The 11,132-nt window shown below is 53.0% G+C and carries 12 protein-coding genes; 9 read left to right on the top strand and 3 right to left on the bottom strand.

The window, feature by feature from the left end; genetic code table 11:
- The 3 genes from rpe to spoVM all read left to right on the top strand — a co-directional run bounded on the left by rpe (window position 1) and on the right by spoVM (window position 1,276).
- On the top strand, window positions 1–645 hold the full coding sequence (gene rpe / locus AC0YOA_RS15590) for a ribulose-phosphate 3-epimerase (protein WP_475787361.1): 645 nt from the start codon (window positions 1–3) through the stop codon (window positions 643–645).
- Between the two features lie 14 nt (window positions 646–659).
- Window positions 660–926: a hypothetical protein gene (locus AC0YOA_RS15585; RefSeq protein ID WP_475772716.1), complete on the top strand. Its 267-nt coding sequence runs from the start codon at window positions 660–662 to the stop codon at window positions 924–926.
- Between the two features lie 269 nt (window positions 927–1,195).
- Window positions 1,196–1,276 (top strand): stage V sporulation protein SpoVM, encoded by an 81-nt coding sequence (spoVM, locus tag AC0YOA_RS15580; protein WP_010345573.1) that lies wholly within the window; start codon window positions 1,196–1,198, stop codon window positions 1,274–1,276.
- 335 nt (window positions 1,277–1,611) lie between these two features.
- Here spoVM and rpmB read toward each other — a convergent pair whose 3' ends face one another.
- The gene (gene rpmB / locus AC0YOA_RS15575) at window positions 1,612–1,800 is read right to left on the bottom strand and encodes a 50S ribosomal protein L28 (RefSeq protein ID WP_210047080.1); all 189 of its coding nucleotides are present in this window, start codon (window positions 1,798–1,800) and stop codon (window positions 1,612–1,614) included.
- Between the two features lie 290 nt (window positions 1,801–2,090).
- On the opposite strand from rpmB, the gene AC0YOA_RS15570 reads away from it, so the two are divergent.
- The 5 genes from AC0YOA_RS15570 (at window position 2,091) to AC0YOA_RS15550 (ending at window position 7,569) form a co-directional block, all read left to right on the top strand.
- Window positions 2,091–2,450 carry an Asp23/Gls24 family envelope stress response protein gene (locus AC0YOA_RS15570; RefSeq protein WP_210047081.1) on the top strand — a complete coding sequence of 120 codons (360 nt, stop codon included), beginning with the start codon at window positions 2,091–2,093 and terminating at the stop codon, window positions 2,448–2,450.
- A gap of 55 nt (window positions 2,451–2,505) precedes the next feature.
- Window positions 2,506–4,278, top strand: a complete 1,773-nt coding sequence (locus AC0YOA_RS15565) for a DAK2 domain-containing protein (protein ID WP_475787397.1) — start codon at window positions 2,506–2,508, stop codon at window positions 4,276–4,278.
- 15 nt (window positions 4,279–4,293) lie between these two features.
- Window positions 4,294–5,148 (top strand): DegV family protein, encoded by an 855-nt coding sequence (locus AC0YOA_RS15560; RefSeq protein WP_475787360.1) that lies wholly within the window; start codon window positions 4,294–4,296, stop codon window positions 5,146–5,148.
- Between the two features lie 10 nt (window positions 5,149–5,158).
- On the top strand, window positions 5,159–7,207 hold the full coding sequence (recG, locus tag AC0YOA_RS15555) for an ATP-dependent DNA helicase RecG (RefSeq protein ID WP_475787396.1): 2,049 nt from the start codon (window positions 5,159–5,161) through the stop codon (window positions 7,205–7,207).
- Window positions 7,208–7,281: 74 nt separating this feature from the next.
- Entirely contained in the window at window positions 7,282–7,569 is a 288-nt protein-coding gene (locus AC0YOA_RS15550) for a stage VI sporulation protein F (protein WP_475787359.1), read from the top strand.
- A 207-nt stretch (window positions 7,570–7,776) separates the two neighbouring features.
- On the opposite strand, the gene AC0YOA_RS15545 is transcribed toward AC0YOA_RS15550, so the two are convergent.
- Window positions 7,777–8,463: an SOS response-associated peptidase gene (locus tag AC0YOA_RS15545; protein WP_475787358.1), complete on the bottom strand. Its 687-nt coding sequence runs from the start codon at window positions 8,461–8,463 to the stop codon at window positions 7,777–7,779.
- Window positions 8,464–8,707: 244 nt separating this feature from the next.
- On the opposite strand from AC0YOA_RS15545, the gene AC0YOA_RS15540 reads away from it, so the two are divergent.
- Window positions 8,708–9,943, top strand: a complete 1,236-nt coding sequence (locus tag AC0YOA_RS15540) for a DUF2515 family protein (RefSeq protein ID WP_475787357.1) — start codon at window positions 8,708–8,710, stop codon at window positions 9,941–9,943.
- A gap of 36 nt (window positions 9,944–9,979) precedes the next feature.
- On the opposite strand, the gene AC0YOA_RS15535 is transcribed toward AC0YOA_RS15540, so the two are convergent.
- Complete coding sequence (locus AC0YOA_RS15535) at window positions 9,980–11,101, bottom strand: MerR family transcriptional regulator (RefSeq protein WP_475787356.1); 1,122 nt, start codon at window positions 11,099–11,101, stop codon at window positions 9,980–9,982.
- Between the last annotated feature and the right edge of the window lie 31 nt (window positions 11,102–11,132).

Genomic DNA, 11,132 nt, shown 5'->3' with positions numbered 1-11,132 from the left:
ATGTCGCTTATTGCACCATCGATTCTGTCGGCAAACTTTGCGACATTGGGAGAAGATATCAAAGAACTGGAGCAGGCCGGCGCGGATTGGATTCATATTGATGTGATGGACGGACATTTTGTCCCGAATCTCACATTCGGGCCGGTTGTCATAAGCGCTGTGCGTCCATATACAAAGCTGCCGTTTGATGTCCATCTGATGATTGAACAGCCGGAGAGATATATTTCAGACTTTGTACAGGCAGGGGCTGATCGAATTACGATTCATGCGGAGGCGTGTGTTCATTTGCACAGAGTTGTGCATATGATTAAAGAAGCGGGCTTGCCTGCCGGGGTCGCACTTAACCCCACTACCCCCGTTAATGTGCTGGAGAACCTGCTCGACGACCTGGATTTGGTGCTGATTATGACCGTTAATCCCGGTTTTGGCGGACAGGCATTTATCCCGCAATCTGTAACCAAGCTCAGAGCGCTGCAAGCGATGCTGCTGGCCCGGGGCCTGAATGACGTTCATGTGCAGGTTGACGGAGGAATAAACGCCCAGACTTCGCCGCTCGTCCAGGAAGCCGGTGCCAACGTGCTGGTAGCCGGAAGCAGCGTGTTCTCACAGAAAGACCGCGCGGCTGCCATAGCCGCATTGCGCTAGGAGGGCCAGGATCCATGGGAGAGCGGATAAAAAACGGCCTGCTGATCTTTATATACAGCCTGGGGGCAGGCCTGATGCTTGGTTTATTTTCCACCTTCAAGACGGGAATCAATATCGTGTTCTCTTTGCTTGCGCTGGTGATCGGAGTATTATTTTTTCGCAAATTCCCAAAAATCGGGTCACGCATTATTTTTATCCTGCTTGCGGTGTTCTTTTTCTTCTTGTTTGTCATCATCATTGCCATGGTAAGCTACATGAAAGCTAATCCTATTCAACCTTAACAGGTGAAAGGGTAGCTCACAACATGAGGAGCCCCAAGTTGGAATAGGACAATCCGGAATTGCATAGGATGGTTACATGAACGAACGTTCTTGTAGCCTTTTTTTTATGTCGTAATGTCCCAGCGTATGGGAAGGCGAAGAGAGCTGTTTTTCGAGAACAAGTTAACTGCGGCTTTCTCTAGGATAAGGACGGTTCACGATGTACGTCAGGTTTCCACAGCAGCAGGAACTCGCAATTGTTGTTGTAAGCTTTGGAGGAGGGGTGGAGCATGAAATTTTACACAATCAAGCTGCCGAAATTTTTAGGTGGATTCGTCAAAGCGATCTTAAATACGTTCCAGAAAAACTAGCCCCGCTGGTCTTATGCAGAGCGCGCTGCAAGGACTTGCGTGCGCGGGTAGCGCGCAGGAAGCAGAGGCCGGCCGTGCCACGGACGGCTGTTTTCTGTGTAGAGATACCAGGATTGAATTGAATACCGGGGCTCGACTTGCTGTGCGTCGCGCAGCTTCTGGAAGCAACCGTAAGTTCATAGCTGTTGGAATACAAAAAAAGCACCTGAACGGATTCGGGTGCTTTTCCATGAAATATGAGAAAGGTTAACGTACTCCACGCTTTGCTTATATTTCAGAGGGAAGAAAGCTGATTCCGCCGCCAGAGGACGGCGTCACATATTTCTTCTTGGCGATTATACGCGGGTTACTTTACCGGCTTTCAGAGCGCGAGTGCTGACATAAACGCGTTTTGGCTTGCCGTCAACAAGAATGCGAACCTTTTGAACGTTGACGCCCCAAGTGCGGCGGTTTTTATTATTGGCGTGAGAAACGTGATTACCCGTTCCTGGGCTTTTGCCCGTAATAAAACATTTGCGTGACATGAAAATACACCTCCTCAGGATTTTTTGCGATCCTGTTTGAATTACAATTCAAAGAATACAATTAAGCTTTTGTTCACAAGAAGAATTAATTAGCTCCTTGCAAATAAACACACTTAAATATAATAGCATATCCTCCAGTATCCATCAAGCACCTGCCCAGGGGATTTTCTTTCGGGAGACGGAGCAATTAGCAGAAAATTGACGTAAAATGGGGTCTATACTTCTAAAACGTCGTTATTTATAGTACAATGTTGTTTAGTCCATAATAGTTAAAGAAGGAGTGATTTTCCATGCCACTTGAGCTTAACTCGGAAGTAGGGAAAGTTTTCATAACCGATCATGTAATCTCTGTGCTTGCCGGCTCGGCGGCGTTGGAGTGTTATGGACTGGTTGGCATGGCTTCGCGCAAACAGCTTAAGGATGGGATCACCGAATTGCTCGGCAGGGATAATCTGTCCCGCGGGGTCGAAGTCCGCCGGGAGAACGAACGCGTACATATCGACTTATACATCATCGTGAGCTACGGAACAAAAATTTCGGAAGTCGCACACAATATCCAGTCAAAAGTAAAATATGTGCTCAACGAAGTGGTTGGTCTGGAAGTGGACTACGTACATATTTTTGTCCAGGGCGTACGTGTATCTCGGTAGGAAGGGGCTAGGGCACTTGAATAAACGCTTGATTAACGGGTCTGACTTTTCGGGAATGGTACTCAGCGGAGCAGCATTTCTTCAACGGAACGTGGAACGTGTAAACGCGTTAAATGTGTTTCCGGTACCCGATGGAGATACCGGCACGAATATGAATTTAACGATGACCTCAGGCACGAATGAACTACAAAATAAACCTTCTCCGGCTGTGGGCAAAGTTGCGGAAGCGCTTTCCAAAGGGCTGCTTATGGGCGCCAGGGGCAATTCCGGCGTTATTTTATCGCAGTTGTTTCGTGGTTTTGCTAAGAGCGTATCGGCTCTTGAAGAGGTGAATACCGTGCAGTTCGCCGCCGCTTTGCAAAGCGGTGTAGATATGGCCTATCGCGCTGTGGCAAAGCCGGTAGAAGGAACGATCCTGACCGTTGCGAAAGAAGCGGCGAAGCATGCGGTTGCCTACGCAAGGCGTTCAAACGATATGATTGATCTTATCCGCGAGCTTCATAGCAAAGCTGACGAGGCGCTGGCGCGTACGCCGGATCAGCTGCCTGTGCTGAAGCAGGTAGGCGTCGTGGATTCGGGCGGACAGGGGCTTGTTTATATTTATGAAGGATTTTTGGATGCACTGGCTGAACAAACGAAGGATAATGATTTTCAAAGAATCCGGTCTGATTATTACGAAGTACAGAAGCCCGCGGCGCCGGTATTGCAGAAGCAGCAGCCGGCAAGCGCCCAGTCTCGTCTATCAACGGAAACCATTGAATTCTTATACGATATGGAATTTTTCATCAACCGAAAGCTTGCCGGACCTGGTGTGCGGCGATTCGACGAGACCGCGTTCAAGCGGCTGCTTTCCCGGGACGGCGACTCTCTCCTGGTCATCACCGATGACGAGGTGATCAAGGTCCACGTGCACACGCGCAGGCCCGGAGATGTGCTCAATTATGCTCTGCCCTACGGCGAGCTTACGGATATTCATATTCTCAATATGCGCGAGCAGCACCGGGAGCTGATGAAGGCCGGTGAAACCGCAGAGACTGAAGAAGAGGCCTGGCAGAGAGCGGGGGTGAGCGAGTCCATAAGCGTAGAGGATGCAGCGCTTGGACTTGCCGTTCCCGAGGTCTTGACCGGCGCGCCTGCTGATTCCGTACCTGTTGAGCAGGCTCATGAATGGGCTCCGTACGGAATTATCGCCGTTGCCATGGGTGAGGGGATCAATTCGATTTTCCTCGAAAACAATGTTGATATCGTGTTGTCAGGCGGACAAACCATGAATCCTTCGACGGAGGATTTTGTAAAAGCGATCGAGTCGCTGTCCGCAGACCAAATTTATCTGCTGCCCAATAACGGGAATGTCATTCTGGCAGCGGAGCAGGCGGCGGAGCTATCCGGAAGAAATGTGACGGTCGTACCGACGAGAACGATTCTGCAGGGTCTTGCAGCTATGCTGGCTTTCCGTGATGAGCATTCTGCCGCTGTGAATGGGGAAGCGATGGCGGAGGCCGCACTTCAAGTGCGCTCGGGACAAGTCACGCATTCCATCAGGGATACGACCATTGACGGCATCGAAATACGCGAAGGAGACTATTTGGGTATTTTCGAAAAAGCGATCGTCAGCGCCACACCCAGCCTGCAGTTGACCTGCAGGGAGCTTCTCACGCTGATGCTGGAGAACGGTGGTGAGCTGATCACGGTATTGACGGGAGAGCCGGCTGACAAGGCAGAGACTTCCGAACTGGAAGCCTGGGTGCGGGATACCTATCCGGATGCCGAGCTTGAGGTGCATGAGGGCGGACAACCGCTTTATCCTTATCTATTTGCAGTTGAGTAGGGGGTAGAACTGGATATGGGCACGGTCAAAATTGTGACAGACAGCACGTCGGATATTCCCAGGCGGGTTCGGGAGCAGCTTGGCATCGATATGGTGCCGCTGAAGGTCATGTTCGGAGAGCAGACCTATCAGGATGCCGTCACGATCGGAAATAATGAATTTTATGAGAAAATGGCGGCCTCACAGTCCTTGCCCACAACTTCACAGCCTTCGCCTGTTGAGTTTATGGAGGTTTACAGCCGCTTGACCAAGCAGACGCCTGGCGTATCGGTTATTTCCATTCATTTGTCATCCGCGGTCAGCGGCACTTATCAATCCGCTTCTCTGGGGGCTTCCCTGCTCGAAGAGGAAGGCGATATCACAGTAATCGACTCCAAGTCGGCCTCCTACGGATTTGGAATGCTTGTCGTAAAAGCGGCGGAAATGGCGGCGGCGGGGAGCTCCAAGGAAGAGATTCTGGCGGAAATTGACCGTCTGGCCAAGGACCGGAGATTGTATTTTCTGGTGGATACGCTGGAATATCTCAAAAGAGGCGGCAGAATCGGTAAAGCGGCGGCGCTGTTCGGATCGATCTTGAATGTGAAGCCGATCCTGTCTTTGGATGACAGCGGCGAGGTGACTGCGATCGATAAGGTCCGGGGACAAAAAAAAGCGATGCAGCGGGTCATCGATCTGTTCAAACAGGATTTCGGTAATGATCCCATTGAAATCATGGTCGCCTGGGCCTACAAAAGCGATAACGCACTGGAGCTTGCAGCGCTTGCCCAGGCACAATTGAATGTGCGCAATATCAAGCAAACGGAGATCGGCGCCGTCATTGGAACGCATGTCGGTCCTGGTACCGCCGCATTATTCATAAATCGGGTGTGAAAATAGTATGATGAGGCTTGATCAGATAGCGGTTCGGCAGGCCAAAGGCGTGAGCGCTCAAAAGGAACAGGAGCTTCACGCCTTTGGCGTCCATACGATTGCCGACTTGTTGGATTATTTCCCATTCCGGTATGAGGACTACCGGATCAAAGGACTGGCGGAAACGAAGGACGGGGAAAAAGGAACCGTTCAAGGGAAAATTATGAGCGTTCCCTCGCTGCAGCGTTACGGGCGTGCCAAATCGCGCTTGACCTGCAAGGTGATGGTGGACGGCCTGCTGGTGACGGCGGTGTGGTTTAACCGGCAGTTTCTGCAGGATCAGCTGACTCCCGGCCGGGAAATCATCTTGACGGGCAAATGGGAGCAGCGCAGACTGCAGCTTACGGTCTCCGACTCGGAATTCCCGGATAAGGGCACAGCGCGTTCAGGGACGCTCCAGCCGGTCTATTCCGTCGGGGGCAGCATTACCCAGCCTTGGATCAGGAAAACCATTAAACAGGCGCTGGAGCAGTATGGGGCGATGATTGAAGAGGTGCTGCCGCATGTGCTGGTGGACAAGCATCGTCTGATGCCGCGGCGGGAGGCGGTGCAGCGCATTCATCATCCGGATGATACATCGGAAGGGCAGGCGGCCAGGCGCAGACTGGTATATGAAGAATTATTCCTCTTTCAGTTGAAGCTGCAGGCCTACCGCTCATTAAACCGGAAGCGGATGGATGGAATCGCGCATGTCGTCGACGCGGAATCCATCCGGATGTTCGCCCAGACGCTGCCCTTCGAGCTGACGGACTCGCAGAAGAAGGTCGTCAATGAGATCCTGACCGATATGCGGCAGCCCTCCTGTATGAACCGTTTACTTCAGGGCGATGTAGGCTCCGGCAAAACGGTGGTCGCCGCCATTGCGCTCTTCGCAGCAGTCAAAGCCGGTCATCAAGGGGCGCTAATGGTGCCGACCGAGATATTGGCCGAGCAGCATCTTCGTTCCCTGCAGCGTTTATTTGAACCGGTGGGGATGGAAGTGGGTTTATTAACCGGCAGTTTGACCGACCGCAAGAAAAAGGATGCCGTCGCCAGTCTGCAAATGGGCTTAACCGATATTGTCGTCGGGACCCACGCTATCATTCAGGAAGGCGTCAATTTCCGCAGTCTGGGTCTTGTGGTAACGGATGAGCAGCACCGGTTCGGCGTCAACCAGCGGAGCATTCTCCGCAGGAAGGGCTTGAACCCCGATGTGCTGACGATGACGGCTACGCCGATTCCGCGGACGCTGGCGATTACGGCCTTTGGCGACCTTGATGTCTCCACGCTGCGCGAGCGGCCTCAAGGCAGGAAGTCGATCCAGACCTACTGGGTAAAGCACGGGATGCTGGAGCGTGTGTTCGGGTTTATCAGGCGCGAGGTAGATGCCGGGCGGCAGTCTTATTTTATATGTCCGCTCATAGAGGAATCGGAAAAGCTTGACGTGCAAAACGCCATCGATCTGCATGTCCAGCTGCAGCAGGCGTTTCCCGATTTGGCAATCGGTCTGCTCCATGGCAGACTGCCGGCTGCGGAGAAAGACGAGGTTATGCGCTCATTCAGCGATAACCGCATCCATGTGCTCGTGGCCACGACGGTTGTCGAGGTCGGTGTGGATGTGCCGAATGCGACGCTCATGATCATTATGGATGCCGAGCGCTTCGGACTGTCGCAGCTTCATCAGCTCCGCGGCCGTGTGGGCCGTGGCGGCCATCAATCGTACTGCGTCCTCATTGCCGATCCCAAATCGGAGACAGGCCGTGAACGGATGAAGGTCATGACGGAGACGGACGACGGATTTGAAGTGGCCCGGCGCGATTTGGATTTGCGCGGACCCGGCGATTTTTTTGGAACCAAGCAAAGCGGCGTTCCTGACTTCAAGCTGGCCGATATGGCGGCGGATTTCGAGGTGCTTGAGATGGCTCGCGACGATGCCGCTGACTTGACGGGGCAGGTGGATTTCTGGACGGCGGCGGCATACGAAAAGCTGCGCGTGGTGCTCAAGCAGGATCAACTTTTTCAGGGCGAATTGTTGGACTAGTTTTTTTCAGCCCGTCTATGGCATATAGTACTACGATTGGCTTTTCAAAGCCGGACGGAGGTGCTAAACTGCTGATGAGCTACACAAAATACGGGATTCGGCCCGAATTGGTCGAGCGCGTCAAAGTGAAAATGAAAAACCAAGCTACCAAGGATCGTGTCAAGAAAGCCCTGGATGGTTTGAGCAAATCGGATTTGCAGGACCGGACGAAGGTGCGGAGGCTGGTCCGTACCACGGCGGGAATTTTACAGGAGCCGCTCACGCAGGTACAGGAGGATCAGATGATTTCATTTGTCCTGGGACAGCGCATAGATCCTAAGAATACGATTCATCTGATTAAATTATGGGCGATGTTCCGTTAGCCCGGCAAGCCTGGTGACCGGTTCAGTGCGTGACCTGGAATGAGATCAAGTATGTTCTAACCACTGCCAATGAGTACTCAAAAAAAATGCATCAGAAGCAAAAAGCCGCTCCCATCGCGAGGGAGCGGTTTTTTGCTGTTCATGGAATTATGAATCAGTGGGCCGCCCCTGCGCAGCAGCGATGGAGCTTATCCATCTATTTCAGCATCAGGGCGTACTGTCATCGGCCAATGGTTCAATACAGGCCGGCTCATCGAAGGATACTCGGCCTACGTCCGTAGTAACAGGATAAGCACGGAGCTCGTCCGCTGGAAAAGGCATCAACATTTGGCTCAGCCGTTCACGGTCCTGAAACGTCCGATCCAGCCAAGCCTGCTCATCCTCCTGTTTCAGGATGACCGGCATCCGGTGGTGGATAGGCTGCATAAGCTCGTTGGCATCCGTCGTCAGAATTGTACAGGTGCTCAGCTTCTGCCCATCGGGATAAACCCATGTATCGTACAGGCCAGCCATGCTGAACAGGCTGGAATTGCGGAGAACGATCCGCATTGGCTGCTTGGCCGCCGCATCCTTGCGCCATTCATAGAAGCCGTCGGCAGGCAGGATGCACCGTTTCCGCTGAATGAGTTTTTTGAAGGCCGGCTTGTCCCATACGGTCTCGGAACGTGCATTCAGCAGCTTGCCCCCCATCTTCGGATCATCCGCCCATGAAGGGACCAGCCCCCATTTCAGCTCGCCCAGCCGGTTCTTCTTGCCATCGTGAATGATGGCGGTCACCATCTGTCCCGGAGCGACGTTGTACTTGGGATGGTGAAAGGGAATGGCCGTATCAAGATTCCAGTAGCGCAGCATTAACTCCTCGATGGATACCGTTATGGTATAGCGTCCGCACATAAGCCAATGCGCCTCCTTATTCAATAAAATCAGTTTAGATAGCAAATGATCTTGCTCCGTTGGCTGCAAGCCGCAGTCCTTCAAGAAGGGAGCCTCCTGAATGGCTAACAGCGCCCCGGCTTGCCTATACTGATGAATAATAGCAGTGTAAAGGGGCGGCAGGATGGGGACTGGGAATTTGGCGGATCAGCATTCATTACTAAAACGAGTATACCAAATAATCAAAAACATAATAAAGCTCCCTATGAAAGCTATCCGGTTGTTGGAGGAGAAGAGAAATGCCCGGAAGCTTTCGAGGCACCTGGCTGATACGGCCAAGCTTCCCCGTCTGCAGGAGGATTCGGTTCGCAGGCTTCATACAGCCTGGACGGAGATGAATAAAGCTGCTGAATCGGATCGGGCGGAGCATTCAGGCAAACACAAGGAAATCAACAAGGCGGAGCGCACTTTGCTTTATCGGATACAGCTTGATGCCGAGCGGGCCAACCGCAACAACATTACGCGCACAGAGGCTTACCGAGCCATTTATTTTCGCTGTCCGGAGCTGCATTGGGCGCTGCTTGCTCATATGGTTTCCCGCAATGGCGGTTGGAACATGACTGACCTGCAGGGGGATTTGCTGCCAAGACTGCTCCCTGAAGAGCAGCGGAGGTCAGACTTTCTCCTGCTGGAGCGGGCGAATGCCCTGATTTTCTCGGATGCCTATCCCCAGCTGCTGCTGTATGAGGCGGGGAAAAGGAACGGCATGAATTACTCGCATCTTCTCCCGGAGCTGGGAGTATCCAGCTTCATGAGCTGTGTATGGGCTCAATTCTGGCAGCGTAAAGAGACAGCGCTGCTGACGACGGCGCTCATCGTGAACGAACAGCATTTCATCGAAAAGCGTGTGGTGGAGCAGCCTTTCTATGAGGAGCATGTGCTGAGCAAGCTTGTTTTTCAACTGCAATCCCCGCTTCAGACCAATGCGGTATTTATGCCCTACGGTTCGCCGGTGGCTGGGCAGATGAAGCTCGCCGGGCTTGTGCTTGAAGACTTCAGCAGCCTGCAGGAGCGGATTGAATTCGGTAAACGGTTGTATGCGATTCTATTCGGAGTGCCGGAGGTATTCGAAGGCGTGCTCGCTTTTGTGAGGGCGGTTCCCCATACGGGCTCCAGGGCCGATTACGCTCCGCATTTGTTTGCTTCCAGGAGAAGCGGCGGCCGGCAGCCCAAGCGATATTCCGAGCGTCTGAATGGATGCGGGCTCATTAACGGCGCCAAGCCGCTTTACAGCCCGGTGCTCGAGGCAGCCTGGTCCGACGAGCCCTTCGAACGGGCGGGCGGTGAGGATTGGATGCAATGGGCAGGGGGGATCGAGCAATATTTTGAAAGCCTGCCTTTGCCGCCGATTTTTGAAATTACGAATGAACACTGCCTGGGCATTAACAAAATTGAATTGGCGGTGATGGGGGCGGAGCGTCTCCAATCCGGGATGCAGTGATAATTCGAGGCATGGTTAAAATGGCAGCATAACCATTCATGTTCGGTTCCGTCTTTGCTTGTGTGCAAAAATGATCCACAGCGAGGGCGTGAGCGTCGGCATAATGGTTTCATAGCCAAGCTGTCCGAGCCATGCGGCCACCTGCTTGGGGTCGGTTGGATATTGTGCTGGCGATTTCGCTGGAGGATCCGCCGGGGATGATTCAATCACAACACCCGCCAGACAAAGACGGCCGTCAGGCAGCAGTATACGATCCATTTCGGCCAGAGCCAGCTGCTGCTGACGCTCATCCAGATAGTGCATGGCAAAAGCGCATGAGGCAAAATCAAATGCCGCTCCCTGGAAGGGCAGCGCGAGCAGATTTCCCTGCTTTGCTTCGATTTCAGGCAGGCTTTTGCGCAGAAGGGCGAGCATTTCCACGGATTGCTCTACCGCCGTTAATACAGCCCCCGACCGGGCCAGACGGGCGGTCAGACTGCCGGTTCCCGCGGCGAGGTCAATCCCGCGATCGCCAGAGACAGGATCGATCCACTGCGCAATAGCATCATGTGCAAGCTGATAGTTTTGTTCATTCACCAGCGGGTGAAGCGCCTGAAGAACGGCCAGCTCACGATGGCTCGCGGCCAGACGGTCATAATCCCATTGATCATGCCAGGAGCTTCTTACGGCTGACAATTGCCTGATTTCGGCGGCGGTTGATTCAAGCTCCGTTAAAGTCAGATCCTGCCGGACAAATCCTGATGCAAGCATTCTGTCCAGGGCCTGCAGCGCTTGCGAGAGACGGGACCATTCCTCGTAGATCGCTTTTCTGGCTTCATCCAGCTTGCCGAGAAGCGCGAGTGAGGCATCTTTCCGGGTATGCGAGGATATGCCGGGAGCATGATCCGGGATGTCTGTGGAATCCATGGATTCCGAATCTTCATCTGCCCGGAGGAATGGCTGGGCTGAGGGAATCATGTCACTGATCGCAGCCAGGGATAAGCCCAGCTCCCGCAGCGCAATAATCCACCGCAGACGCTCAAGGTCCTGCTTCCTATAGATGCGATATCCGTTCACAGGAGATTTGTCCGGCGTGATCAATCCTTTTTCTTCATATAAACGAATGGCCCGGGGCGTAGTCCCGAGCCATTTTGCGGTTTCATGGATGTACAGCGGCATATGAACCATCTCCTTCATGTCCGATTGTAAA

Source organism: Paenibacillus sp. JT22N12 (genome assembly GCF_056269365.1).
This window is presented reverse-complemented; position numbering and strand designations above follow the sequence as displayed.